Here is a 25,345-nt window from a genome sequence, read left to right as displayed (position 1 = left end):
CTCCCGGTCCGGCTGGTCCACCGTCCTGCGCGGGCGGTGGAAGTACAGCGGTAATGCCGGCAGCGTGCGCAGGTCGGTCAGCGCCGCCGACCTCCCCGGAGGCAGCCGCTCGCCGCCGGACCCGCGGCCCGGAGCTTGCGCACGACTTCGAGCGTGCGGCGCGGGTGCCGCGCCGTCAGTGCCCCGCTCGCTGCCGATCCCCCTCGGTTCGCCCCCGGGGGAGAAAGACCCAGGCGAACCGAGGGAGATACGAGCCAGCACACCGATCCAGCCGGGGGCCGCGGCCATCCGCACCTCCGCGTACGCGCACGGCGACCGCACAGGAACGGGAGGTAGGTTGACGCCATGGCGAATGCGCACGGTCCTGATCGGACGTCCGTGGTCGTGACCGGTGGCAGCGGCTTCATCGGCCGGGCCGCCGTGCGCGCCCTCCGCGACCGGGGCGTCCCGGTCACCGTCGTCGACCGCGTGCCGTTCCCCGAGGACCTCGATGGCGTCCGCGTCGTGACCGGCGACCTGCGCGAGGCCGCTGTCCGGGAGGAGGCCGTGACGCCGGAGACCGCCGGGATCGTGCACCTCGCCGCGCTGACCTCGGTGCTGAAGTCGGTCGAGCTGCCCGAGGACACCTTCGCCGACAACGTCCTGGTCACCCAGGAACTGCTCGAACTCGCCCGCCGCCACGGAGTGCCGAAGTTCCTGCTCGCCTCGACCAACGCGGTGATCGGCAACGTCGGCTCGGCGACGATCACCCCGGACCTGCCGCCGCGGCCGCTGACGCCCTACGGCGCCACCAAAGCGGCGTGCGAAATGCTGCTCTCGGGCTACGCCGGCGCGTACGGCATGACCACGTGTGCGTTGCGGTTCACCAACGTCTACGGTCCGGGAATGTCCCACAAGGACAGTTTCGTGCCGCGCATGATGCGCGCCGCGCTGACCGGCACCGGCGTCAAGGTCTACGGCGACGGCCGCCAGCGCCGCGACCTCGTGCACGTCGACGACGTCGTCCGCGCGATCCTGCTGGCTCTCGACAGCGGCTACTCGGGCCGGGCGATCGTCGGCGCCGGGCGGTCGGTCTCCGTGCTGGAGATGGTCGACGCCGTGCGCGAGGTGACCGGCGCCGAGCTGCCGGTCGAACACGTCGACGCGCCGGCGGGCGAGATGCCCGCGGTGGTCGTCGACGTTTCGGCGAGCGCCGAGACCATCGGCTACCGGCCGGAGGTCTCGCTCACCGACGGCCTGGCCACGGCGTGGAAGTACTTCTCCGGCCTCGACCGTCCGAACGCGACACCGTGACGGCATTCCTCAAGCGCCACTGGCTGCTGCTCCTGCTCCTCGTCCCGGCGATCGTGCTCCGGGTGCTGACCTGGCTGGCGTACAAACCCGCGCTGCTGTACATCGATTCGTTCCGCTACATCGACAACCTGCACGCGCTGCGCGCCGACCAGCTCGACCCGATCGGCTACGACCTCGTGCTGCGCCCGCTGCTCGCCGTCGGCGGCCTCGCGTGGGTCACGGCCGTCCAGCACGTCGGCGGGCTCCTCGTCGCGATCGGCCTGTACGCGCTGGTCCTGCGCCTCGGCGGCCGCCCGTGGGTCGGCGCGCTCGCCGCCGTGCCCGTGCTGCTCGACGCCTACCAGCTGCAGATCGAGCAGAACCTCATGTCCGAGGTCGTCTTCGAGGCGGTGCTGCTCGGGCTCCTGTGGCTGCTGCTGGGCTGGGGCACGCCGGGCTGGAAACGCGCTGGTGTCGCGGGTCTGCTGCTCGGCTTCGGCGTGCTGACGCGGCTCGTCGGGATCTCCTTGGCGGTGCCGCTGCTGGTTTTCCTGGTCGTCGCCGGGGGATCGTGGCGGCACTGGGCGGGCTGGCGCCGGGCGGGGGCCGGCGTGCTGGGCCTGCTCGTCGTGCTCGTGCCGTACTCGGCGCGGGTGCACTCGGAGACCGGCAAGTGGGGGCTGACCGGGCCGTCCGGGAACATGCTCTACGGCCGCACCGCCGCCATCGCCGACTGCGCGAACCTGCACCTCTCGCCCGAGCTGCGGGTGTTCTGCCCGGCCGAGCCGCGCGAGACGCGGCTGGTGGACAACTACACCCACGCCGACCTCGACCCGAACTGGCCGGGCCCGCTTCCGCCGGGCGCCGACAAAGCCGCGCTGGCGCACGAATTCGCCGTCGACGTCCTGAAGCAGCAGCCCGGCGACGTCGCCGACGCGATCTTGAAGGACTTCGCGAAGAGTTTCGCCTGGACGCGTGAGCAGGACCCGACCGACGTCCCGCTGGACCGGTGGCAGTTCCAGCTCACCTACCCGCAGTGGGCCGACCAGTCGCTGATCGACCTGGTCACGCAGCAGAACGACGGCGTGAACGCGAGCGTCGACCAACCGCTCGCCAAGATCCTCCGCGACTACCAGCTCGGCGGCGGGTACGTCTCCGGCGGGGTGCTCGGCATCGGCGCGATCCTGGGCCTGCTCACGGTGTTCCGCCGCAAGAAGCCCCTGGACCGGGCCCGCGCGGGCGCGCTGCTGGCGGTGTCGAGCGGGCTGGTCCTGCTCTTCGCCTCGGCCGTGTTCCAGTTCTCCTGGCGCTACCAGATCCCCGCCCTGGTGCTGCTGCCCGTGGCCGGCGCGCTCGGCTTCACCACCCTGACCTCGGCCAGCCGGAAACGGCTCGCCGCGTTCCCCGACGACGTCGACACCGGCGCCCTGGACGACTTCCGCGGCCGCCACCCCGACCTGAAGCTGGCGCCGCTGACCGTCGTCATCGCCGCCTACAACGAGGCCGGCGGCATCGGCGAAGTCCTGGAGAAGATGCCCGACGAGTGCCTGGGCATGCGCGTGGACGTGCTCGTCGTCGTCGACGGCGGCACCGACGACACCGCGGCGATCGCCGAGGAGCACGGCGCCTACGTCTGCGTCGCGCCCCGCAACCGCGGCCAGGGCGCCGCGTTGCGCCTGGGCTACCACCTCGCGGCGGAGGCAGGAGCCGAGTACGTCGTGACGACCGACGCCGACGGCCAGTACGACAACAGCGAGCTGGAGGCCCTGGTCAGCCCGGTCGTCCAGGGCACCGCGGACTTCGTCACCGGGTCCCGGCGGCTCGGGCACGAAGAGGCCGACAGCCGCGTCCGGTGGCTGGGCGTGCGCGTGTTCGCCGTGCTGGCGTCGGTGCTGACCGCGCGGCGGATCACCGACACGTCGTTCGGCTTCCGCGCGATGCGGGCGGAGCTGGCCTGCTCGGTCCCGCTCAACGAGCCGCAGTACCAGTCGTCGGAGCTCATGCTCGGCGTGACCGCGCGCGGTGCCCGGGTCCTCGAGCTGCCGATGAGCATGCGGCTGCGCAAGGCCGGCAAGAGCAAGAAGGGCGGCAGTCTCGTCTACGGCGCGAACTACGCCCGCGTCATGACGGGGACGTGGTGGCGGGGGTACGTGCTGCGCCGCGGCCGAACACGAGCCGGTCGAGCAGCGTGAACTTCACGACGAACACCAGCGCGTAACTGGCCACGTAAGCGCCGTCGACGAGCACGACCCACCAGACGTGCGGCAGGTTCAGCGGCGTCAGGAGCGAGCCGGCGAGGGTCGTCAGGCCGATCGAGGCGAGCCCGCCGAGCCCGATGACGACCAGGTAGGGGAGCAGTTCGCGGCGCATGCGCGGGCGTCCGGTGCGGCCCCACACCCAGCGGCGGGTGACCAGGAAGTTCAGCACCGCGCCGGCCGCCCAGGCGAGCGTGCTCGCGAGGGCCGCGGCGCCGCCGGTGGCGAGCACGGCGAGCAGCACGACCTGGCTGAGGACCGTGGCGGCGACGGACGTCGCGGCGGCGCGCGCGAGGCGGGCCCAGCCGCGGCGGCGGGTCTTCTCCGTTGTGCGCGGCCGCACGCCGTTGGTTACGGTCGTCATGCCCCCATCCTCCCCGCGGGCCGGTCGCGCCGCCGTCCGACCCCCTCACGCATAGGAGATTCACAGCCTATTGCCAGGTCTTCATCAGCACTTGATCGATAGCGTCGGGGGGCGTAAACGAGCAGGAAAGGCGGCACAATGCGAGTGCTGGTTCTCGGCGGCGACGGATATCTGGGCTGGCCGACCGCGCTTCACCTATCGGACAAAGGCCATGAGGTAGCCGTTCTCGACAATTTCGCCCGCCGCGGTTACGACGCCGAACTCGGCGTCGAAAGCCTCGTCCCGATCGAATCGCTCGCCGACCGGATCGCCGCGTGGGAAGAGGTCTCGGGACGCACGATCACCAGCTACGAAGGCGACCTGCTGGACGCGGAGTTCCTGTTCGGCACGGTCCGCGGCTTCGGGCCCGACGCGGTGGTGCACTACGCGGAGCAGCGTTCGGCGCCGTACTCGATGATCGACCGCGAGCACGCGGTGTACACCCAGCACAACAACGTGATCGGCACCTTGAACCTGCTCTACGCGATCGCGGAGATCGATCCGGCGATCCACCTGGTCAAACTGGGGACGATGGGCGAATACGGCACGCCGAACGTCGACATCGAAGAAGGCTGGCTGGACCTCGAGCACAACGGGCGGTCCGACCGGGTGCTGTTCCCGAAGCGGCCCGGGTCGTTCTACCACCTGACCAAGGTGCACGATTCGCACAACATCGAATTCACGTGCCGCGCGTGGGGGCTGCGGGCCACGGACCTCAACCAGGGCATCGTGTACGGCCAGCAGACGCCGCAGACCGCGGCCGACCCGCGGCTGGCGACCCGCTTCGACTACGACGCGGTGTTCGGCACGGTGCTGAACCGGTTCGTCATCCAGGCGGTGCTGGGGCAGCCGCTGACGGTGTACGGCAAGGGCTCCCAGACGCGCGGCCTGATCGACATCCGCGACACCGTCGAATGCATCCGGCTCGCCGTGGAGAACCCGGCGGAGACGGGGGAGTTCCGCGTGTTCAACCAGATGACCGAGAGCATGTCGGTGGCCGCGATCGCCGACCTCGTCGCCGACCGGTTCCCCGGGCCGGTGCAGATCGAGCAGCTGGAGAACCCGCGCACCGAGGCGCCGGAGCACTACTACAACGTGAAGCACACCGGGCTGGTCGGGCTGGGGCTGGAGCCGCACCTGCTGTCGGACACGCTGATCGAGTCGATGTTCGACATCGTCGGGGCCAACAAGCACCGGGTGAACCCGGAGAAGCTGCGCCCCACGGTGCGCTGGCGGGGCGCGCTGAAGGGCTAGCGGGTGCGGGTGGCGTGCGGGCTCCCCTGCCCGGGAGCCCGCACGTCGTTTTCAGCCGGGCAGCTTGTCCAGGAAGCCGTGCACCCGGGCGATCTTGCCGTCTTCGACCTCGACGACGTCGAACCCGATGGCGATGGGCTCGTCGGCCCCGGGCGCGCCGAGGTACCACTGGAACCGCGCGAGGTCGTGGTGCGCGTCCGGGTCGGCGGGCAGGCTGAAGGTGAGACCGGCGAACTGCTGCTGCGCGCCGCCGATGAACTGGTCGATCCCGTCGTGCCCGGTGACGGCCCCGAGCGGGTCGGTGTAGCCGGCGCCGGCGGTGAAGACGTCGGCGATGAGGGCCCGCCGCTTGTCGCCGTCGGTCTCGTTCCAGACGGCGATGTACTGCTCGACGAGGGTGCGGACGTCGGTCATGAGGTGCTCCTTCGGTTGGGGGACAACGGTTTCGTCGTCGTCCGGTGCTGGGACCGACTTTGGCGGACGAGCGGCGGCCCGTCGATTACGCGCGAGGTAATGCCGCGGCGGTGGTCGAGGCGGTCACCGGCATTACCCCCGAAGTAATGGCAGCGGCCCCGTGATCGCCGTAGCGTCGCTCGCGTGACGACCACAGTGCAGGCGACCACCGCGCGGGCGGCCGCGCGGCAGCGGCCGGTCGGGCAGCTGCTGCGGGAATGGCGCGACCGGCGCCGGATCAGCCAGCTCGACCTCGCGATCTCCGCGGACATCTCCACCCGCCACCTCAGCTTCGTCGAAACCGGGCGCTCGCAGCCGAGCCGGGACATGGTGCTGCGCCTCGGCGAGCACCTCGACGTCCCGCTGCGCGAGCGCAACCGGCTCCTGCTCGCCGCCGGGTACGCGCCCGCCTACACCGAGAACGCGCTGGGGGACCCGGACATGACCGCCGTCCGGCAGGCCGTGCGGCAGCTGCTCGCGAGCCACGAGCCCTACCCGGCCGCCGTCGTCGACCGGAACTGGGACCTCGTCGACGCCAACGCGGCCATCGGCCTGTTCGTCGCCGGGATCCCGGCCGAGCTGACCACCAACGTCCTGCGCGCGACCCTGCACCCCGACGGCATGGCCCCGCACGTGCTCAACCTGGGGGAGTGGCGCGCCCACCTCCTCGGCCGGCTGCGCCGCCAGGTCGGCCAGACCGGCGACCCCGGCCTGGCCGAGCTCCTCGCCGAGCTGCGCGGCTACCCGTGCGACCAGCCCGTGCCCGAGGTGGAGGTCCCCGGACCGGGTGACATCTTCGTCCCGCTGAAGTTCCGCCACGAGGGCACCGACCTCACGTTCTTCAGCACCGTGGCCACGTTCGGCACGCCCTTGGACGTCACGGTCGCGGAGCTGGTGATCGAGGCGTTCTTCCCCGCCGACGCGGCGACGGCCGAGTACCTGCGCGAGCGGGGCGCCGCGGTGGAATGATGGGGAACACCCGCGCAGCATCCGACGTGAGGATCACCGGCAGATGGCCGTCCCGCCTTCGCTCGCCCTGTCCGACGGAGTCCGCATCCCCCAGCTGCTGTTCGGCGTAGCGGGACTGACCGCGGCCGAAACCGGCCGGGCCGTCCGCATCGCCCTCGACATCGGCTACCGCGGCTTCGACACCACGCCGGGCACCGAGGCGGCGGTGGGCACCGCGCTCCTCGAGGTGCCCCGGGACGAAGTGTTCGTCAGCTTCAAGGTGCCCGCGCAGGGCTACGACACCGCCCGCCGCGCCGCCGACCAGGCGCTGGCCGCGCTCCAGGTCGAGCGGGCCGACCTGTGCCTGCTCGACGGCACGAAAGGCGCGTTCACCGACACCTGGCGCGCCTTGAGCCGGCTGCGCGCTGACGGCCGCGTCCGCGCGGTCGGCGTCGCCGGGTTCGGCGTCGCGGAACTGCGCCGGCTGATCGACGCCACCGGCGCGGTCCCGGTGCTGAACCAGGTCGAGCTGCACCCGTGGCTGCAGCAGCTCCCGCTGCGCGAGTTCCACACCCGGCACGGGATGGTGACGGCGGCGGCGAGCCCGGCCGCGAACGCGGGGCTGCTCGCCGACGAGACCGTCACCGCCCTCGCGGCGAAGTACGGCAAGACCCCGGCGCAGATCGTGCTGCGGTGGCACCTGCAGGCCGGCACGGTCGCCGTGGCGGCCTCGGCCACCACGACCCGCACCCGCGAGAACTTCGGGATCTTCGACTTCGAGCTGGCCGACGACGACCTCGCCGTGGTGGCCGAGCTCGACAACGGCACGCGCGTCTAGGCGGTCTTGATCCCGGCGGCCGTGAAGTCGGCCTGCTGGGCCGGCTGCTCGAGGTACTCGCGGAACGTCTGGGCCGCGCGCAGCACGGTGTCGTCGATGCCCTGCCCGGTGAGGCCGATGAACGGGTAGTCCGCGGAGCGGGCGTTCGCCACCGACTGGGCGGGCGAGCCGATCATCTCGGGCTTCTTGGTGGTCAGCTCGCTGACCCAGTACGACGACTCGGGCAGCCAGGCGGCCGGGAGCCCGCCGATGGCGTCGAGGTTGGTCCGGCCGACCAGCGCGTCGAGGACCTGCGAGGACGGCTTGGCGTCGATCGTCACGTGCACGCACTGGCCGTGGACGACGGTCGCGGCCTGGTTCCAGCGGTCGGCGGCCGCGGTCATCGGCTTCTGCACGCTCGGCGTGACGACGATCCGCATCTGGGACGTGCCGCCGGAGCAGCTGGCGGCCTGCGCCTCGGCGCGGCTGTTGAGCTCGCTGTCGGCCCAGTTCCAGCCGATCACGCCGAGCCCGATGAGGGCGGCGAGCACGGCGCAGGCGATCGGCCAGGTGGCGATCCGGCGCCGCGGGGCCTTCTTGCCGACGATCCGGTGCGACCCGGTGGCCTCGCCCTTGCCGGCGACCCGGTGCGACCCGGTCGTCTCGCTCTTGCCTTCGGCGCGGTGCGGCCCGGTGGTCTCGCTCTTGCCCTCGGTGCGGTGCGGACCGGTGGTCTCGCTCTTGCCTTCGGTGCGATGCGGGCCCGTCGTCTCGCCGCGCCGGGGCGAACGGCGGGTGGCCGGCTCGCCGGCGTCGTCGCGGCGGCGCCGGCGCGGAGTGCTTTCGGCACCGGCGGCGGGTTCGGGGCGGTCGAGGGTGCGGTGGGAGCCGGTGTTCTCGCCCTGGCCGGCGGTCCGGAAGGCCCCGGACGTCTCGCCGCGGGCCGTGATCGGGTAGTTGCCGGAGGCTTCGCCGTGCCGGGTGATGACCTCGGTCCGCTCGGCGGCGGTCTCGTCCCGCCGCGCGACCGGGAAGGGGGCGGAGGCCGCCCCACGGCGGCCGGTGACGGGGAACGCGCCGGAGGCCTCGCCACGACGGGCGGGCGGTTCGCCGCGCCCGGCGACGGGGTGGGAGCCGGACACCTCGCCGCGACGAGCGGCGGGGTGCGGGCCGGTGGTTTCCCCGCGTCCCGCGACGGGGTAGTTGCCGGAAGCTTCACCGCCGCCGGAGACGAAGTAGCCGGACGTCTCGCCGCGGGGCGTACCGCGGCCGGCGATCCCGAAGGCGTCCGAGATGGAGCTGCGCTTCTTCTTCGACGGTGCCGGGCCCTGGCCCGCGACCGGGTAGGCACCGGACGCCTCACCGCGGCGGGCTTCGCCGGGGTGCGGGCGGCGCGTGACGGGCGGCCGTCCCCCGGTGGGGGGCGCCTCGGCACGGTCCTGAGGGTGCGGCACGGGCTCGTCGTCCCGGGTGTGTCGCCCCATCGTCGTCCTTTCGCGGTGAGCGCATGTCAAGTACGCGCTGCGATGCAATGAAACCGTTATCACCCTAACAGGTGAGTATCGGAGAGAGAATAATCTGACTCACAGTGGGGCGCGCTCAGGGTGCTGCTCTGACCAGGCGATGGCAGTGCGCTATCAGCCGAGCACGCAGCGGTGCCGCCCGCCGGGCGAACCCACCCTGCGCCCGGGCGTATTCGGCTCGTCCTTCGGCCGTTTCGATCCGCACCGGCGGGTAGCCGAGCGCGGCCAGGTCGTACGGGCTCGCCCGCATGTCCAGCGTCCGGATCTCCACAGCCAGCTCGAAGCAGTCCGCCACCAGCTCGGCGGGCACGAACGGATCGAGCTTGTACGCCCATTTGAACAGGTCCATGTTCGCGTGCAGGCACCCCGGCTGCTCGAGTGCGACCTGCGTCTCCCGCGACGGCGTCAGCTCGTTGCGCGGCCGCGCGTCCGCGGTGAAGAACCGGAAGGCGTCGAAGTGCCCGCACCGGACGTCCAGCGCCTCCACGACGGCGTCGGTGCCCGCGGACCCGAGCCGCAGCGGCACCTGGTTGTGCCGGACCGAGTCCGCCGGCTCGCGGTAGACCATGGCCCACTCGTGCAGCCCGAAGCAGCTCAGCCGCGGCGCGCGCGACGCCGTCGCGCTCAGCAGGCCGAGGACGAAGTCGGCCGTCCGCGCCTTGCCCTCGGTGAAGCCCGCGGGATCGAGCATGACGCCGTCGGGCGTCGAGACGTACCCCTTGCGGTCCAGGAAGCGCCGCGCCGCGGGCCCGGCGAGCGCGACGCCGGGCCCGGGCTGCCACCGCTCCAGGTGTGACGGCCGGTACGAGTAGTAGGTGAACAGGAAGTCCAGCACCGGGTGCTTCTCGCCGCGCGAGCGCCGCTCCTGGTGCGGGCCGGTCCACCGCCGCATCCGCTCGACGTGCGCCGCCTCCCGGGCCAGCCAGTCCGGTTCGGCGAGCACTTCGACGCCGGTCATGCGCCGACGTGGGTTCCGTCGCGCACGGTGCCCACGTACTCCTCGACGAGGTCCTCCAGCGCCACGACGCCGACGGCGTTGCCGCCCGTGTCGAGCGCCCGGGCCAGGTGGCTGCCTTCCTTGCGCATGGCCGAAAGCGCGACGTCGAGCCGCGCGTCGGCGCGCAGCTCGGTGAGCGGGCGAGTCTTCGAGTCGGGCACGATCGTCGCCGGGTCCTGCCCGGCCAGGTCGAGGACGTCCTTCACGTGGATGTAGCCGGTCAGCCGCCCGTCGTCGGTGCACACCGGGAACCGCGAGAAGCCGGTCGAGGAGACCGCCCGCTCGACGTCGCCGAGGGTCGGCCCGCACGGCAGCGTGGTCAGCTCGGCCGTCGGCACCAGCACGTCGGCCACCGTCTTTTCGACCGAGGACAGCGTCTGGGCGAGCCGCCGGTGCTCGGACTGGTCCAGCAGGCCCTCGCGGCGCGACTCGCTCAGCAGCTCGGCCAGCTCGTCGGAGGTGTACGCCGTCTCCAGCTCGTCCTTCGGCTCGACCTTCACCGCGCGCAGCAGCGAGTTGGCGACGAAGTTCAGCAGCCAGATGAACGGCCTGGCGATCTTGACCCACCCGACGTGCACCGGCACCAGCCACAGCGCGAGCCGCTCGGGCTCGGCGATGGCGAGGTTCTTCGGCACCATCTCGCCGATCAGGACGTGCAGCACGGTGATGAACGCCAGCGCGATGGCGAACGAGATCGGGTGCAGCAGCGCTTCGGGCAGGCCCAGCAGGTCGAAGAACGCCGAGAGCCGGTGCGCCACGGCGGGCTCGCCGAGCCGGCCGAGCAGCAGCGAGCAGATGGTGATGCCCAGCTGCGCGCCGGCGAGCATCAGCGACACGTGCTTGCTCGCGTTGATGACGATCTTCGCGCGCGCGTTGCCCTGCTCCAGGAGCGCTTCTAGCCGGTCCCGCCGGGAGGAGATCAGCGTGAACTCGGCGCCGACGAAGAAGGCGTTGGTCAGCAGCAGGAGCACGACGAGGGCGATGTTCAGCCAGTCGCTCACGAGGCCACCTCCGCCGGTTCTCCGGTGCGGACGGGTGCGACTTCGACCTCGGCGATCCGGCGTTTGTCCATCGTGGTCACGGTGAGCCGCCAGCCGTCGACCTCGACGGCGTCACCCTCGTCCGGGATCTTGCCCAGCCGCTCGAGGATCAGCCCGGCGATGGTCTCGTAGTCGCCGTCCGGCATCCGGAACCCGGTGACGTCGGTGACCTCGTCGGCGCGCAGCTGCCCGGACACGAGCCAGCTGTCGGTGCCGACCTGCTTCGACGCCGGCGCTTCGCGGTCGTCGTGCTCGTCGCGGACGTCGCCGATGATCTCCTCGACGACGTCCTCCAGAGTCACCAGCCCGGCGGTGCCGCCGTACTCGTCGACAACGATCGCGAGCTGGAACCGGGAGTCGCGCAGGCGGTTGAGCAGGTCGTCCCCGGGCAGCGACTCGGGCACGGTCGGCACCGGCCGCATGACCGAGCCGATCGGCACGGCCGCCCGGTCGGCGGCGGGCACGGCGAAGGCCTGCTTGACGTGCACGGCGCCGCGGACGTCGTCGAGGTCCTCGGCCTGCACCGGGAACCGCGAGAACCCGGTGCGGCGCGAGATGTCGATGAGGTCCTCGATGGTGTCGTCGATCGCGAGCGATTCGAGCTGCACGCGCGGGGTCATCAGTTCCTCGGCGGTGCGCTCGCCGAACCGCAGCGAGCGGTCGAGCAGCTCGGCGGTCGAGGTGTCGAGCGTCCCGCTTTCGGCGCTGGACCGCACGATCGAGCCGAGCTCCTGCGGCGAGCGCGCGGACCGCAGCTCTTCCTGGGGCTCGACGCCGAACTTGCGCACGAGGAAGTTCGCGCTGTTGTTCATGAGCGTGATGAGCCAGCGGAAGAGGGCGGAGAACCGCGAGTGGTACCCGGCGACGGCCCGCGCGGTCGGCAGCGGCCGCGCGATGGCGAGGTTCTTCGGCACCATTTCGCCGAGGATCATCGACATCGAGGTGGCGATGACCAGGGCGAGCACGACCGACGCGCCGGCGGCGAACCCCTCCGGGAGCCCGATGCCGGTGAGCAGCGGCCGGACGAGCTCGCCGATCAGCGGCTCGGCCAGGTAACCGGTGATCAGCGTGGTCAGGGTGATCGCGACCTGGGCGCCGGAGAGCTGGAAGGACAGCGTCCGGTGGGCCTTCTGGACGGTCAGCGCCCGGCGGTCGCCGACCTGCCGCACGTTGGCCTCGACGGTGCTGCGTTCGAGCGCGGTCAGCGAGAACTCGGCGGCGACCGCGAGCCCGGTGCCGACCGTGAGCAGCACGAAGAGCAGGACGCCGAGCACGGCGAAGAGGATTTGGATCATTCCGCACCCGCCCGGGCGGCGGGGGATGAACCTATCGGACAGCCGGGTCGGTCACCCGGCTCGGTACTGTCACCAGGTGACTGCGCTGCGCGCACGAAACGGTCACTCCTAGGAGGAAATATGCGTGTACTGCGACGATGCGGACAAGTTTAACGTGTCGGTGCCCGGTGTCGCCGGGATATCGGTGTGTCGGCGCGCTCACCTCGGCGGGTGATTCAGCGCGGCTGCCGCCCGAGCAGGGCGACGAGCCGTGCGGTGGCCCCCGCGCCGCGGGGGACCGGGACGGGCGGGTCGAAGATCCCGAGCCCCTGCCACTCGTCCACCCACGGCCGCACGATGTCGAGGAGGCTTTCGGCGAGCGCCTCGGTCACCGGGCAGGGGAGGCCGAGCGCCGTCGCCAGGTCCCACGCGTGGACCGCCGCGTCGATCGTCATCTGCCAGCCGTACTCGCGGGCCGGGAGCAGCCCCGCCGACACGTGCACCGCGCGTTCGAGCACGCCGTCGTCGAGGAACGCTTCGCGGGCGGCTTCGGCGGCCGCGTCCCAGGCGCGCACCGGGTCGGCGCCGAGGACGTCGCCGTCGAAGCGGTCGCCGACGTCGTCCAAAGTGGCCCCGGCGAGCAGCGAGGGTGCCCACAGCTGCTCGGCGACGAGGTGGTTCACGAGGTCGCGGACCGTCCACTCGGTACACGGCGTCCGGCGGTCCCAGCCGTCGGCGCCCGCCGCGTGCACCGCGTCGCCGAAGGCCCGCAACGCCTGGCCGTGCGCCTCGAGGAGATCCACGCCGGCCATTGGACCACGGGTGATCAGGCGGTGCCCGGCCGGTGCCGCCGCACGGTCTCCTCGACGAGGTCGAGCACCGGCCCCAGGCCGGCGGCGGGCAGGCCCATCGCGAGGTGCGAGACGAGTCCTTCGAGGACGAGCTCGAGGAACGCGGTGAGCACGTCGACGTCGACGTCGTCGCGCAGGTTCCCGGCCTCCCGCTGGCGCAGCAGCCGCAGCCGGGTGGCGGTGGTGAGCTGTTCGGACCGTTCGGCCCACCGCGCGCGGAACTCGGGGTCGGTGCGCAGCCGCCGGCTGACCTCCAGCCGCGTCCCGAGCCAGTCGGCGGGGTGGTCGCCGCCGGCGAGCAGGTCGCGCATGACCTGGACGAGCCCCTGTTCGGCGACGACGTCGGCCATCCGGATGGCGTCGTCCTCGGCGAGGGCGAGGAAGAGCGACTCCTTGTCGCGGAAGTGGTGGAAGATGGCCCCGCGCGACAGGCCGGTGGCTTCCTCCAGGCGCCGGACTGTGGCACCTTCGTAGCCGTAGCGCGCGAAGCAGACGCGCGAGCCGTCGAGGATCTGGCGCCGGCGTGCGTCGAGGTGATCCTGGCTTACGCGTGGCATCCTGAAATCCTGGCACCGAGAGCCCGGACTTCGCAATCCGTACGTACGTACTGTGACCCGGAGTGCCCGGGAACCGAACCGAAGCCCCCATCGTCGGAACGTTGCGGCGATTCGCTGACACGGCGTGAGACAGTTGGCTAATCTTTGCACCATCACGGTGGGTGAACTGAGGGGAAGGTGCGCGGCGTGATCATCGGCGAAGCCGGGCAGGCGGTCCAGGCGGTCTGGGGTGGCGACATCCTCGGCCAGAGCGGCCGGGTCTACGGCGGCGGTGGCGGCGGGGGCGGCAAGTTCCAGATGGACCCCGAGGAGCTCGCCTCGGTGATCGGTCTCTGGGAAGACGAGCTGGACAAGATCATCGAAGACGGTCACACGATCGAATCGCTCTCGGCCGGGCGTGTGGCGCCAGGACAGGACCCGGCGAGCGGGAGCTTCGCGTCGGCCAGTAGTAATTCGATTGCTTCGTTGCAGGCTCAGAACGACTCCATGCGCAAGTACGTGCAGGGCTACATCAAGAAGCTCAAGGAAGCGCAGACCAAGACCGTCGCGACCGACCTGAGCATGTCCGAAACGTTCGGGCAGGCGACGTGAGCCTGGGCAGCCCCGCTCGCGCGAGTGTTCTCAGCGGGGCTCTTGTCGTTGCCTGCGCGCTCGCGGCCGGTTGCACCTCCGAGACCGGTGGCACGGCCAACGCGGTGACCCCCGACTCTTCGCCAGGAACGTCGTCGTCGGCCGCAGGGCCGACCGGAAGCGTTCCGAAGGTGACCACGCCGTTGGACGTGACGAAGTACGAAAACGACACGTGCAAGCTAGTCCCCGACGACGAGCTGACCAGGCTGAAGTTCACCGACCCCGGCGAACCGCGCCCTCGGGACAGCAATCCCGAGAACCTGTCGGGTCCCAGCTGCGGCTGGAAGATCCGCGGGGAGGGACTCAGCTTGCTGGTCATCCTCGGGACCGGGAACCGCGACGCCGGGGCCGGTGGGTTGGCCGGCATCAAGGCTGCCTACGAACGGCCGAACGGGCCCTACAAGTTCTTCGAGCCCGCGCCTGATGTCGAAGGCTACCCCGCGGTCTATTTCGACATCCGCGACCGTCGCGCGATCGGGAACTGCAGCATGGCGATCGGCGTCGCCGACGACCTGGCGGTTTCGGTCTTCTCGGAAGGCTATGAGGGGCAACAGGATTCCTGCGATGCCGCACAGGGCGCCGCGGCCGCGATAGTCAAAACACTCAAGGGGGCTTGACGAGTGGACGGCAAGCAGATCTACGACAACTTCAAACAGGGGGACACCCAAGGACTCCGGCAGATGTCCGAGTCGGTGAACAAGCTCTCGGAGGCCTACCAGGCCCGCGCGGAGGGCATCAAGGCGCTGCAGGACCGGATGACGCAGGCCTGGACCGGGTCCGCTGCCGACGCGGCCAACGCGGGCGCGGGTCCGCTCGAACTGGCCTTCGCCGAGACCGCGCTGCCGCTCGACGAGACCAAGGCCTCGGTCGACACCCAGACCGAGGTCTTCGACCACTCCAGCAACACCGTCGTGCAGGTGCCGCCCAAGCCCGACAAGCCGAACCCGTGGACGACCGGGCTCAAGGCCGCCATTCCGATCGCCGGGCCGTTCATGGCCAAGGACGACATCGACTCGTACCAGGCGGGGATCGCCAAGTACAACGCGGCGAACGAGACCAACGTGCGCGTGATGGACCAGTACAACGTCGTCACGAACGGCACGAGCGCCTCGTTGCCCGCCAACTACGGCGTCCTCGAGTCCGACGGTGCCGCGATCGCCGTGAACGAGCCGACCGGACCCGGCAAGATCAACGTGGGTACCGACCGGAGCAGGTGGCTGCCGGAGAACCCGGGCGGCGACCCCGGGTACAACGACCACACCACGACGAGCAGCGTCGACCCGGGGCGGACCGGTGGTCCCGACCAGCCCGGCGGCACCGACCGTCCCGGCAGCACCGATCGCCCGGGCAGCACGGACCGGCCCGGCAGCACGGACCGCCCGGGCAGCACGGACCGGCCGACGGACGAGACCCACACGACCAGCACCGGCCGCCCGACCACGACGACCCTGCCGACGCAGACGGTCACCGACCGGCCCGGCAAGACGCCGCCCAATATCGACCCGGTCAACTTCTACCCCACCAACACCGGTGGGGGCGGTGGTCAGAACTACTCGACCACCTTCGGCAACGACCCCGAGTCGGGCACCGGCGGACGCGGGCCGGCCAGTGGGAACGCCGGCAGCCGGCTCCTGGACTCCAACGGCCGGCCGATCAGCGGGAGCGGCGGCGCCGGAGGCAGCGGAGGCAGTGGAAGCGGCGCCGCGGGGGAGCGGGGCCTCGGCAGCGGCCGCGGGTCCGGCATGGGCGGTCTGGGCAACGCGGCCGCCGCGGAGGCGGCCGCGGCGCGGTCGGCCGCGGGGCGCTCCGGGCAGATGGGGCCGATGGGCCCCGGGGGCCGGCGGGGCGAGGGCGAGGAAGATGATGAGCACCAGCGGCCGGACTTCCTGATCGAAGCGGACCCGGACGCGATCTTCGGCACCGACCAGCGGACCAGTCCGCCGGTCATCGGCGAGTAGAAGCGAACAGGCGGGTGGACGTGGCAACAGGCCGGGTGGACGTTCCGGTCGAGGCGCTGGCCGCACTGGCGGAGCGCGAGCAGGTCGGTCAGCTGCACCTCACCCTCCGTCCGGAGCCGCTGTGGCTCTCGGACGAGGAGCGCGCCGAGGCGGACAAGCGGGTCGACGCCGCGCTGGCCGAGGCCGGCCTGGTCGACTCGCGCGGCCGGGCCGGCGTCGACTTCCTCGACTGGCTCCCGCTGCTGGTCAACCCGGCGCGGGAGTGCTACGGCTGGGTCGGCGTCGAAGGCCAGACCTACGGCGTGCTCGCCGCCGCGAAGGGTCTCCAAGCCGTCTTGGCCGTCTCCGACGGCACGCACGTCGGCGTCCAGGAGATCGACCGGAACCGGCTCGCCGAGTCGCTCGTCGAGCAGCTGCCGCCGGTGGGGGCCGGTGGCGGCCACCCGCGCACCGTCCGGGTGGCGGACCTGGCCGAGGCGGCCCGCCGCGGTCAGGACGCCTACCCGCTCGACCCGGCGATCGCCGACGTCGTCAGCCTGGTGCAGCGGCCGGTCTCGGGCAGCGGCGAGCTCTACGTCGGCCGCCGCGACGAGGTCGGCCGGCACACCTGCCTGCAGCAGCCGCTGCACTACGCCGACACGGACTGGGGCCGCTACCTCAGCTACACCTCCGGCGCGGGCGACGACGCCGTTATCCACATCGGCCCGGCGGGCCCGCGCGAGCTGGCCGACACGCTCATGGAGCTGGCCGGCGCCCTGGTCTGAGCGGATAAAGCCCGCGCGTCGGGCCAAGTCGGACGCTAATGTGACAGCGCTGTTGTATTCCGGGCGGAAGGACGCGCTGATGCTGTACCCCGAGATCGAGCCCTACGAGCACGGCCTGCTCGACGTCGGCGACGGGCACGAGATCTACTGGGAGACCTGCGGGAACCCGGACGGGAAACCGGCGCTCGTCGTGCACGGCGGCCCGGGCACGGGCTGCTCGGCGAACCTGCGCCGCTACTTCGACCCGGAGCGCTACCGGGTCGTGCTCGTCGACCAGCGCGGCTGCGGCCGCAGCACCCCGCACGCCGGCGCCCCGGTCGCCGACCTGTCCGCCAACACCACCGACCACCTCGTCGCGGACTTCGAGCTCCTCCGGACGCGGCTTGGCATCGAGAAGTGGCTGCTGTTCGGCGGTTCCTGGGGTTCGGTGCTCAGCCTGACGTACGCGCTGCGGCACACCGGGCGGGTCAGCGAGATGGTCCTCATGGGACTGGCGACCGACCGCTTCATCGAGATCGAAATGCTCATCCGCGGCCTGGGAGCGTACTTCCCCGAGGCCTTCGAGAAGTTCCGCCAGGGCGTGCCGGAGAGCGAGCGGGACGGCGATCTGTCCGCCGCCTACCACCGGTTGCTGATGGATCCCGACCCGGCCGTCCACCGCAAGGCGGCCGACGACTGGTGCGCCTGGGAAGACGCGATGCTCCCGGGCGTACCCGCGTACAAGTCCTTCGAGGACCCGGCCTTCCAGCTCTGCTTCGCCCGGCTGGTCACGCACTACTTCAGCAACCGGGCCTTCCTGCCCGACGGCGAAATCCTGCGCAACCTCGGCAAGCTCGCCGGCATCCCCGCCGTGCTGGCCCAAGGTGTGCTCGACACGAGCAACATGGTCGGCACGCCTTGGCTGATGCACCACGCTTGGCCGGGCAGCGAGCTGGTGATGCTGGAGAACATCGGGCACTCGACGCAGGACGCCCCGATGCAGGACGTGCTCGTCGGCGCGACCGACCGCTTCGCGCGGTGATGGAACCGCGCGGCGCCCCCACCCGAGGCGCCGCGCGGAACCCCCGGCTCACGGGATGAGCAGCGCCGGCTCACCTTCCGGCGCGAGCGCCGCCTCGGCCCGCTGGGCCCGGTTGGCCTCGGCCAGCTTCAGCCCGGTGATGCGCAGCGGCAGCCGGTCCATGTTCCACTCGGCCAGCAGCAGCGCCACCTTCGACTGCATTTCCGTGCGCAGCCGCAGGAACGAGTCGGCCGGGTCCGCGCCGACCTCGCCGAGCAGCAGCCACCACGCCCACGCGGCCGCGCCCGCGTTGGCGACGAAGTCCGGCACGACCGCGACGCCCCGGGCCGACAACGCGGCCTCGGCTTCCGGCGTCGTCGCCGCGTTGGCCGCCTCGACGACCACGGCCGCCTTGACCAGGTTCTCGTTGTCCGGCCGCAGCGCGTAGGAGATCGCGGCCGGCACGAAGATGTCCGCGTCGACGCCGACGACCGTCTCGCGGGGCAGCGAGCGCACGCCTGCGGGCAGCCGGGACCGGTCCACCTCGCCGAAGCGGTCGCGCAGCTCCAGCAGCGCCGGGACGTCGAGCCCGACCGGGTCGTAGAGCGTGCCCGCGGCGTCGGCCACCGCGACCACCTTCATCCCGGCTTCGTGCAGGTACCAGGCCGCGCCGCCGCCCATGGTCCCGATGCCCTGGATCGCCACGGTCGTCTCGCGCACGTCCCAGTCCCACGCCGCCGCGACGCCGAGGCACGCCTGCGCCACGCCGTAGCCGCCGACGACGTCGCCGAGCAGCAACCCGCCGGGCACCGGCGCGTTGAGGCCGGCCTGCACCCGGCGCAGGGTACGAGCCGGATCCGCCGAACGGCCGATCGCCGCGTGGTACGACTGCTCCAGCCCGAGCTCGGCGAACACCTCGTCGATCAGGTGCTGGGGCACGCCGAGGTCCTCGGCGGTCACCCAGTGCGCATCCAGCCACGGCCGCAGGAACGCGCAGAACCGCTTCAGCACGCCGAACGCCCGCGGGTCCTTCGGGTCGAAGTCGATGCCGCCCTTCGCCCCGCCGACCGGCAGGTTGAACGTCGCGGTCTTGTTGGCCATGCCCCGGGCGAGGTCCTCGACCTCGCTCATCGTGCAGCCCGCCCGCATCCGGGTGCCGCCGGTGGCGACGCCCGAGACCAGGCTGTGCACCACCAGGTAGCCGTGCGCGCCGGTGATGGGATCGGTCCAGGTCAGTCGCATCAGCGGCTCGGCGTTGCGCGGGGTCATCAGGCCACTCACCTCCAGGGAAGTCCGGGGGCGGCCCGTCGTGACCGCCTTCCCCGAGCGTGCGCCCCGGACCGCCCACGCGTCCATTTAACGAACCTGCACGATCTCGTTTAGGTTTGGTGTATGGAGCTTTCGTTGCACCGCTTGCGGATGCTGCGCGAGCTGCACCGCCGGGGCACGGTGACAGCGGCCGCCGCTTCGCTGCACTACACCGCTTCGGCGGTATCGCAGCAGCTCGCGCAGCTCGAACGCGACGTCGGCGCGAAGCTGTTCGAGCGGCTCGGCCGGCGCGTCCAGCTGACCGAGCTGGGCAACCTCCTGACGGAGCACGCCGAGGAGATCCTCGGCTCCGTCGAACGGGCGACGCTCGCCCTGGAGGAGGCCCAGGAAGCCCGCACGGTCCGGCTGACCGCCGGCGTCTGGGCGTCGGTGGCCTCCGGGCTGCTGCCGACGGCGCTGACCGCGCTGGCCGACGAACACCCCGGCATCGAGGTGCGCACGCGCGAACTGGCGCCCGAGGACACCGCCGAGGCGGTCCGCGACGGCACGCTCGACCTGTCGTTCGTCATCGACTACTCGGACGCGCCGACGCCGTGGGACGCCGGGCTGGAACGGGCCGTCGTGGCCGTCGAGCGGCTGCACGCGGCGGTGCCGCGGGGCGCGGTGCCGTCCGGTTCGGCCTCCCTCGACGACCTCGCCGAGCACCCGTGGATCCTGGCCAGCCCGAAGTCGCACTTCGGCCGGGCGATGCGCACGGCCTGCCAGCGGCACGGCTTCGCGCCGAAGATCAACCACGAGGTCGAAGAGCAGTCCACGGCGATGGCGATGGTGGGTGCCGGGCTGGGCGTCACGCTCGTCTCGGACCTGGGCCTGCGGCTGCTGCGGCCACCCGGGATCGACGTCGTCGCGCTCACCACGCCGCTGCTGCGGACGGTGTCGATCGCCTACCGGCGCACCGCGTTCCGGCTGCCCGCGTTGCACCTGGTGATCGAGGCCGTGCGGGCGTCGGCGGCTTCGCTGGGCCTCGGCACGGAGTCCGCTTTGCCCTGATCCGGGACTTCTTACGGAGTGGTGAACCCGTCCTGCACCGCAAGATCCGGCCTGATTTTGTCGTACCCCGCGTGTAGCGTCCGAAGTCAAGAAGTTCCACCACACGGAACAGGAACGGACATGACAGCGGTGCACCATTTTCCCGAGAAGTCGGGGAGTGCGTCGAACCGTACCGCGCGGGTCCTGGCGGACCGCGCGGCCGGGGAGGCGTACGTCGCATCGGTGTGTTTCAAGCACGGACCGCCCCGCCTGACCGGCGTGGAGCTGGAGTTCACCGTGCACCACGCCGACGACCCGGCCAGACCCCTCGATCCCGACGTCCTCGCCGCGGCGCTGGGTCCGCACACGCCACGGACGCTCCGCCCCGACAGCCCCGCTTCACCGCTCCCGGCCGGTTCACCAGTGAGCCTCGAACCCGGGTGCCAGGTCGAAATCTCCGCTCTTCCCCAGGCCTCCCTGCGCGATCTCGCCGCAGCCGTCACGGCCGACCTCCACCACCTGCGTGACCGCCTCTCCCGGCACGGCCTCGTGCTGGGCGAGACGGGCATCGACGCCCACCGCGCGCCACGCCGGCTCCTGCGCACACCGCGCTACGCGGCGATGGAACGGCGGTTCGCGCCGATCGGTCCCGGGGGCATCACGATGATGTGCAGCACGGCCGGCCTGCAGGTCTGCGTCGACGCGGGGGAGCCCGAGCACTACGCGGCCCGCTGGGCGGCGGCCCACGCGATGGGCCCGCCGCTGCTCGCCCTCTTCGCCAACTCCCGCGTCCACGCCGGACGGGACACGGGACACGCCTCCGCCCGCTGGCTCGCGGTGCACGACACGGAGGCGGTCCGCACGCGCACGTCCGGCGTCGCGGACGACGACCCCGCCGGCTGGTGGGCCGAGCGCCTGATGGACACCCCGCTGATGGTGCTGCCCCGCGGCGACCGGCCGTGGGACGCGCCGGAGGGGCTGACCTTCGCCGACTGGATCGACGGCAAGGGCGCGGCCGCGCTGCTGCCGAAGCCGACGGCGGCGGACCTCGACTACCACCTCACCACGATGTTCACCCCGGTCCGGCCCCAGGGCTACCTGGAGATCCGGTACCTCGACGCGCAACCGCCGGACGAGTGGCTGGCGCCGGTGGCGCTGGTCTCGGCGCTGCTCGCCCGGCCGTCCACAGTGGACAAGGTGCGGGCGATCTGCGCGCCGGTCGTGGACCGGTGGACCGACGCGGCGCGGCGGGGCCTGGCCGATGCGGACCTGGCGGCCGTCGCGGCGGCGCTGGCCGACCTCGGCTGCGCCGAGCTGGGCGTCACCGGGCTGGCGGCGGAGTCGATCACCGAGATCAGCGAGAGCGTGCAGGGGCGCGCGTACCGATCGAGGAGCGAAGCATGAGCACGGAAGCACTGGGTGACCTGAGCGCGCAGGACCTGCGTGCCCGGGCCGCCGAAGCACTGACCCGGGCGCGGGCGCGCAGCGTGGCGCTGACCGACGCCGTGGACGACGAGGACCTGGTCCGCCAGCACTCCAAGCTGATGTCGCCGCTGGTCTGGGACCTCGCGCACATCGGTGTCCAGGAGGAGCTCTGGCTGGTCCGCGACGTCGGCGGCCGCGAGCCGCTGCGGCCGGACATCGACGACATCTACGACGCGTTCCAGCACGCCCGCGCCGACCGGCCGGAGCTGCCGCTGCTCGGCCCGGCCGAGGCGCGCGCGTACGTCAAGCAGGTCCGCGAGAAGGCGTTCGACGTGCTGGAGCACGCGCCGATGGAGGGGCGGCGGCTGACCGAACAGGCCTTCGCGTTCGGCATGATCACCCAGCACGAGCAGCAGCACGACGAGACCATGCTGGCCACCCACCAGCTGCGCCAGGGCGATCCGGTGCTGCACGCGCCGCAGCCGCCGCCCGCCCGGTCGGGCTCGCTGCCCGCCGAGGTGCTGGTGCCGGGGGGCGCGTTCACGATGGGCACGTCGGCCGAGCCGTGGGCGCTGGACAACGAGCGCCCGGCGCACGAGATCGCCGTCGAGGCGTTCTGGATGGACACCGTCCCGGTGACGGGCGGCGCCTACGCGCGGTTCCTCGACGGCGGCGGCTACGACGACGAGCGCTGGTGGAGCCCGGCGGGCTGGGCCTACCGGACGGAGCACGGCATCACCGCGCCGCGGTTCTGGAAGCGGGAGCAGGACGGCTGGTGGCGGACCGCGTTCGGCGTCTACGAGCGCGTCCCCGCCGACGAGCCGGTCGTGCACGTCTCCTACTACGAAGCCGAGGCGTACGCGGCCTGGGCCGGGCGGCGGCTGCCGACCGAGGCGGAGTGGGAGAAGGCCGCGCGGTTCGACCCGGTGACCGGCCGCTCGCGGCGGTTCCCGTGGGGTGACGGGGAACCGACGGCCGAGCACGCCAACCTCGGCCAGCGGCACCTGCGCCCCGCGCCGGCGGGGGCGTACCCGGCCGGCGCGTCGCCGACCGGCGTGCACCAGCTGATCGGCGACGTCTGGGAATGGACGAGCACCGACTTCCACGGCTATCCGGGCTTCTCGGCCTTCCCGTACCGGGAGTACTCGGAGGTCTTCTTCGGACCCGAGTACAAGGTGCTGCGCGGCGGCTCGTTCGGCACCGACTCGGCGGCGATCCGGGGCACGTTCCGCAACTGGGACTACCCGATCCGGCGGCAGATCTTCGCCGGGTTCCGGACGGCCCGCGACGCGGCACCCGGCGAGGTGGGCTAGGCGTCATGTGCAGGCACCTCGCCTACCTCGGCGAGCCGGTTTCGCCCGCCGAGGCGGTTTTCCGCGCGCCGCACGCGTTGCTGGTGCAGTCCTACGCGCCGGCGGACATGCGCGGCGGCGGTTCGGTCAACGCCGACGGGTTCGGGCTGGGGTGGTACCCCGGCCCGGGCTCGGCCCCGCTGCGCCACCGCCGTTCGACTCCACTGTGGACGGACGAGACACTGCCGCCGCTGGCCGCGGCGGTGACCTCTGGCGCGTTCGTCGCCGCGGTCCGCAACGGCACCACCGGCCTGCCGGTGACCGAAGCGGCCGCGGCGCCGTTCATCGCCGGGCGGTGGCTGTTCAGCCACAACGGCGTCGTCCGCGGCTACCCGGACTCGCTGGCCGAACTGGCCAAGACCCTGCCGGTCACCGAGCTGCTGACGCTGGAGGCGCCGACGGACTCGGTGGTGCTCTGGGCGCTCCTGCGCGCCCGGCTCGCCACCGGGGCGGACCCGCTGACGGCGGTGGCGGAGCTGACCACCGCCGTCGAAGCGGCCGCGCCCGGTTCCCGGCTCAACTTCCTGCTCACCGACGGCGAAACGCTGATCGGTACCGCCTGGACGCACGCGCTGTCCGTGCTGGAGACCCCGGCCGGCAGTGTTGTGCTGGGGCTTCGCCCCGGGCCGGGGGCTCCGCCACCCGGAACCCCCGGAAGCAACGTGTGGCTCGCGTCCGAACCCCTCGACGGCGACCCGCGCTGGCGGCCCGTCCCCGACCACCACGCCGTGCGCGCCACCGCCGCCGGCGTCGACCTGCTTCCCCTGACCCAGGAGCGTTCATGACCGAGATCGACCTCGACCACCACCGCTCCGGCGACACCGTCACCGCGGAACTGCGCGCGGACGTCGTCGCCGGGCTCACCGCCGAGCGCAAGTGGCTGCCGCCCAAGTGGTTCTACGACGCCGAGGGCAGCGAGCTGTTCGAGAAGATCACCCAGCTGCCGGAGTACTACCCCACCCGCAGCGAGCGCGAGGTGCTGGCCGCGCACGCCGGCGACGTCGCAGAGCTGTCCGGCGCGCACACGCTCGTCGAGCTCGGCTCCGGGTCGAGCGAGAAGACCCGCCTGCTGCTCGACGCGCTCACCGGGCACGGCACGCTGGAGGCGTTCGTCCCGCTCGACGTGTCCGAGTCCGCGCTGGCCGAGGCCGCCGAGGCGATCTCGAAGGACTACCCGGGCCTGACCGTGCGCGGGGTCGTCGGCGACTTCACCCAGCACCTCGACCTGCTGCCCGGTGGTCAGCCGCGAGTGGTGGCGTTCCTCGGCGGCACGATCGGCAACTTCCTGCCCGCCGAGCGCGCGGCCTTCCTGCGCTCGGTGCGCGAGGTGCTCGACGAAGGGGAGTGGCTGCTGCTCGGCACCGACCTCGTCAAGGACCCGGGCATCCTCGAACGCGCCTACGACGACGCCGCCGGGGTCACGGCGGAGTTCAACAAGAACGTGCTCCGGGTGATCAACGCGCGCCTCGGCGCGAACTTCGACCTCGACGAGTTCGAGCACGTGTCGCACTGGGACGCCGGCAACGAGTGGATCGAGATGCGCTTGCGGGCCCGCCGGGCGCTGACCGTCGAGATCCCCGGCGCGGACCTGACGGTCGGCTTCGCCGAGGGTGAGCACATCCGCACGGAGATCTCGGCCAAGTTCCGGCCCGCCGGCGTCGAGGCGGAGCTGGCCGCGGCCGGGTTCGCGCTGGACCGATGGTGGACCGACTCCCAGCAGCGGTTCGGGGTGAGCCTGGCAAGATCTGTGCGTGGCTAATCCTCTCCGGGCACTGGCCCGGGCCCTCGGAACCCGGCCGTGGTTGATGCGCACGGCCGGGTTCGTCGTGTGGGCGGACAAGAAACTGCACCGCGCGTTCGGCGGCCGGGTGAGCCTCGTGGCGCTCGCCGGGCTGCCGTCGCTGCGCCTCACGACGACCGGCCGCAAGAGCGGGCAGCCCCGCAGCACGAACCTCCTGTACTTCCCCCACGGCGACGACATCGTCCTGACCGCCTCGAACTGGGGCCGCCCGAACGACCCGGCGTGGGCGCTGAACCTGCGCGCGAACCCGAAGGCGCAGGTCGCGCTGAAGGGGCGGCCCGGCGAGGTGGTGGCCCGCGAGCTGCACGGCGAGGAGTACGACGCCATGTGGCAGGAGCTGCTCGCGTTCTGGCCGGGGTACCGGATGGAGCAACGCGAGGCGGGCCGGCCGTTACCGGTTTTCGTACTCACCCGCGTCGACGGGTAGGTGCCCACCATCCTTTTGGCCGGTGACGGCTTTCACCGGTTTGTGC

The 25,345-nt window shown here is 72.1% G+C and carries 25 protein-coding genes; 16 read left to right on the top strand and 9 right to left on the bottom strand.

Features of this window, described 5'->3' with window-relative positions; translation table 11 throughout:
- Window positions 1-345: 345 nt before the first annotated feature.
- Together ACIRSS_RS46045 and ACIRSS_RS46040 are read left to right on the top strand one after the other, a co-directional pair.
- Window positions 346-1,293 carry an NAD-dependent epimerase/dehydratase family protein gene (locus ACIRSS_RS46045; RefSeq protein WP_400907535.1) on the top strand — a complete coding sequence of 316 codons (948 nt, stop codon included), beginning with the start codon at window positions 346-348 and terminating at the stop codon, window positions 1,291-1,293.
- Entirely contained in the window at window positions 1,290-3,464 is a 2,175-nt protein-coding gene (locus ACIRSS_RS46040) for a glycosyltransferase family 2 protein (protein WP_400907533.1), read from the top strand. Before ACIRSS_RS46045 ends, ACIRSS_RS46040 begins: the two co-directional genes overlap by 4 nt.
- Here ACIRSS_RS46040 and ACIRSS_RS46035 read toward each other — a convergent pair.
- On the bottom strand, window positions 3,394-3,891 hold the full coding sequence (locus tag ACIRSS_RS46035) for a GtrA family protein (RefSeq protein WP_400907531.1): 498 nt from the start codon (window positions 3,889-3,891) through the stop codon (window positions 3,394-3,396). The two genes, ACIRSS_RS46040 and ACIRSS_RS46035, sit on opposite strands and share 71 nt — an antisense overlap.
- Before the next feature lie 138 nt (window positions 3,892-4,029).
- Between ACIRSS_RS46035 and ACIRSS_RS46030 the strand changes: the two genes are divergently transcribed.
- Window positions 4,030-5,184 (top strand): NAD-dependent epimerase/dehydratase family protein, encoded by a 1,155-nt coding sequence (locus ACIRSS_RS46030; RefSeq protein ID WP_400907529.1) that lies wholly within the window; start codon window positions 4,030-4,032, stop codon window positions 5,182-5,184.
- 51 nt (window positions 5,185-5,235) lie between these two features.
- Here the strand turns inward: ACIRSS_RS46030 and ACIRSS_RS46025 are convergent, their stop codons facing one another.
- Entirely contained in the window at window positions 5,236-5,598 is a 363-nt protein-coding gene (locus ACIRSS_RS46025) for a nuclear transport factor 2 family protein (protein ID WP_400907527.1), read from the bottom strand.
- A 183-nt stretch (window positions 5,599-5,781) separates the two neighbouring features.
- Here ACIRSS_RS46025 and ACIRSS_RS46020 point away from each other — a divergent pair, with 183 nt between their 5' ends.
- The gene (locus ACIRSS_RS46020; protein ID WP_400907524.1) at window positions 5,782-6,606 is read left to right on the top strand and encodes a helix-turn-helix domain-containing protein; all 825 of its coding nucleotides are present in this window, start codon (window positions 5,782-5,784) and stop codon (window positions 6,604-6,606) included.
- Between the two features lie 43 nt (window positions 6,607-6,649).
- Window positions 6,650-7,423 (top strand): aldo/keto reductase, encoded by a 774-nt coding sequence (locus tag ACIRSS_RS46015; protein ID WP_400907521.1) that lies wholly within the window; start codon window positions 6,650-6,652, stop codon window positions 7,421-7,423.
- Here ACIRSS_RS46015 and ACIRSS_RS46010 read toward each other — a convergent pair.
- The 6 genes from ACIRSS_RS46010 to ACIRSS_RS45985 all read right to left on the bottom strand — a co-directional run bounded on the left by ACIRSS_RS46010 (window position 7,420) and on the right by ACIRSS_RS45985 (window position 13,644).
- Window positions 7,420-8,886, bottom strand: coding sequence for a hypothetical protein (locus tag ACIRSS_RS46010; RefSeq protein ID WP_400907518.1), 1,467 nt, complete (start codon window positions 8,884-8,886; stop codon window positions 7,420-7,422). The two genes, ACIRSS_RS46015 and ACIRSS_RS46010, sit on opposite strands and share 4 nt — an antisense overlap.
- 115 nt (window positions 8,887-9,001) lie before the next feature.
- A complete protein-coding gene (locus tag ACIRSS_RS46005) occupies window positions 9,002-9,883 on the bottom strand; it encodes a 3-methyladenine DNA glycosylase (RefSeq protein ID WP_400907515.1) in 882 nt (293 codons plus the stop codon).
- Complete coding sequence (locus ACIRSS_RS46000; protein WP_400907513.1) at window positions 9,880-10,923, bottom strand: hemolysin family protein; 1,044 nt, start codon at window positions 10,921-10,923, stop codon at window positions 9,880-9,882. The genes ACIRSS_RS46005 and ACIRSS_RS46000 overlap by 4 nt, the downstream gene beginning before the upstream one ends.
- Complete coding sequence (locus tag ACIRSS_RS45995; protein ID WP_400907511.1) at window positions 10,920-12,257, bottom strand: hemolysin family protein; 1,338 nt, start codon at window positions 12,255-12,257, stop codon at window positions 10,920-10,922. The genes ACIRSS_RS46000 and ACIRSS_RS45995 overlap by 4 nt, the downstream gene beginning before the upstream one ends.
- Before the next feature lie 215 nt (window positions 12,258-12,472).
- Entirely contained in the window at window positions 12,473-13,039 is a 567-nt protein-coding gene (locus tag ACIRSS_RS45990) for a TIGR03086 family metal-binding protein (RefSeq protein ID WP_400907508.1), read from the bottom strand.
- Between the two features lie 23 nt (window positions 13,040-13,062).
- Complete coding sequence (locus tag ACIRSS_RS45985) at window positions 13,063-13,644, bottom strand: TetR/AcrR family transcriptional regulator (RefSeq protein WP_257918778.1); 582 nt, start codon at window positions 13,642-13,644, stop codon at window positions 13,063-13,065.
- A gap of 186 nt (window positions 13,645-13,830) precedes the next feature.
- Between ACIRSS_RS45985 and ACIRSS_RS45980 the strand changes: the two genes are divergently transcribed.
- The 5 genes from ACIRSS_RS45980 to pip all read left to right on the top strand — a co-directional run bounded on the left by ACIRSS_RS45980 (window position 13,831) and on the right by pip (window position 18,017).
- Window positions 13,831-14,235, top strand: a complete 405-nt coding sequence (locus ACIRSS_RS45980) for a hypothetical protein (RefSeq protein WP_400907505.1) — start codon at window positions 13,831-13,833, stop codon at window positions 14,233-14,235.
- Window positions 14,232-14,891: a DUF3558 domain-containing protein gene (locus ACIRSS_RS45975; protein WP_400907502.1), complete on the top strand. Its 660-nt coding sequence runs from the start codon at window positions 14,232-14,234 to the stop codon at window positions 14,889-14,891. Before ACIRSS_RS45980 ends, ACIRSS_RS45975 begins: the two co-directional genes overlap by 4 nt.
- 3 nt (window positions 14,892-14,894) lie before the next feature.
- Window positions 14,895-16,232, top strand: a complete 1,338-nt coding sequence (locus tag ACIRSS_RS45970) for a hypothetical protein (RefSeq protein WP_400907500.1) — start codon at window positions 14,895-14,897, stop codon at window positions 16,230-16,232.
- Window positions 16,233-16,267: 35 nt separating this feature from the next.
- Window positions 16,268-16,996, top strand: a complete 729-nt coding sequence (locus ACIRSS_RS45965; RefSeq protein ID WP_400907497.1) for an ESX secretion-associated protein EspG — start codon at window positions 16,268-16,270, stop codon at window positions 16,994-16,996.
- 79 nt (window positions 16,997-17,075) lie between these two features.
- A complete protein-coding gene (gene pip / locus ACIRSS_RS45960; protein ID WP_400907494.1) occupies window positions 17,076-18,017 on the top strand; it encodes a prolyl aminopeptidase in 942 nt (313 codons plus the stop codon).
- Between the two features lie 48 nt (window positions 18,018-18,065).
- Here the strand turns inward: pip and ACIRSS_RS45955 are convergent, their stop codons facing one another.
- Complete coding sequence (locus ACIRSS_RS45955; RefSeq protein WP_400907491.1) at window positions 18,066-19,265, bottom strand: Glu/Leu/Phe/Val dehydrogenase dimerization domain-containing protein; 1,200 nt, start codon at window positions 19,263-19,265, stop codon at window positions 18,066-18,068.
- Between the two features lie 123 nt (window positions 19,266-19,388).
- On the opposite strand from ACIRSS_RS45955, the gene ACIRSS_RS45950 reads away from it, so the two are divergent.
- The 6 genes from ACIRSS_RS45950 (at window position 19,389) to ACIRSS_RS45925 (ending at window position 25,299) form a co-directional block, all read left to right on the top strand.
- Window positions 19,389-20,315 (top strand): LysR substrate-binding domain-containing protein, encoded by a 927-nt coding sequence (locus tag ACIRSS_RS45950; protein ID WP_400907488.1) that lies wholly within the window; start codon window positions 19,389-19,391, stop codon window positions 20,313-20,315.
- A 120-nt stretch (window positions 20,316-20,435) separates the two neighbouring features.
- The gene (locus ACIRSS_RS45945; RefSeq protein ID WP_400907485.1) at window positions 20,436-21,698 is read left to right on the top strand and encodes a glutamate-cysteine ligase family protein; all 1,263 of its coding nucleotides are present in this window, start codon (window positions 20,436-20,438) and stop codon (window positions 21,696-21,698) included.
- Window positions 21,695-23,032 (top strand): ergothioneine biosynthesis protein EgtB, encoded by a 1,338-nt coding sequence (gene egtB / locus ACIRSS_RS45940; protein ID WP_400907483.1) that lies wholly within the window; start codon window positions 21,695-21,697, stop codon window positions 23,030-23,032. The genes ACIRSS_RS45945 and egtB overlap by 4 nt, the downstream gene beginning before the upstream one ends.
- Window positions 23,033-23,037: 5 nt before the next feature.
- Window positions 23,038-23,856, top strand: a complete 819-nt coding sequence (egtC, locus tag ACIRSS_RS45935; RefSeq protein WP_400907481.1) for an ergothioneine biosynthesis protein EgtC — start codon at window positions 23,038-23,040, stop codon at window positions 23,854-23,856.
- The gene (gene egtD, locus ACIRSS_RS45930; protein ID WP_400907478.1) at window positions 23,853-24,830 is read left to right on the top strand and encodes an L-histidine N(alpha)-methyltransferase; all 978 of its coding nucleotides are present in this window, start codon (window positions 23,853-23,855) and stop codon (window positions 24,828-24,830) included. Before egtC ends, egtD begins: the two co-directional genes overlap by 4 nt.
- 46 nt (window positions 24,831-24,876) lie before the next feature.
- Window positions 24,877-25,299, top strand: coding sequence for a nitroreductase family deazaflavin-dependent oxidoreductase (locus ACIRSS_RS45925; protein WP_400907823.1), 423 nt, complete (start codon window positions 24,877-24,879; stop codon window positions 25,297-25,299).
- The last annotated feature ends 46 nt before the right edge of the window (window positions 25,300-25,345 follow it).

Source organism: Amycolatopsis sp. NPDC101161 (genome assembly GCF_044768185.1).
Classification (GTDB): Bacteria; Actinomycetota; Actinomycetes; order Mycobacteriales; family Pseudonocardiaceae; genus Amycolatopsis.
This window is presented reverse-complemented; position numbering and strand designations above follow the sequence as displayed.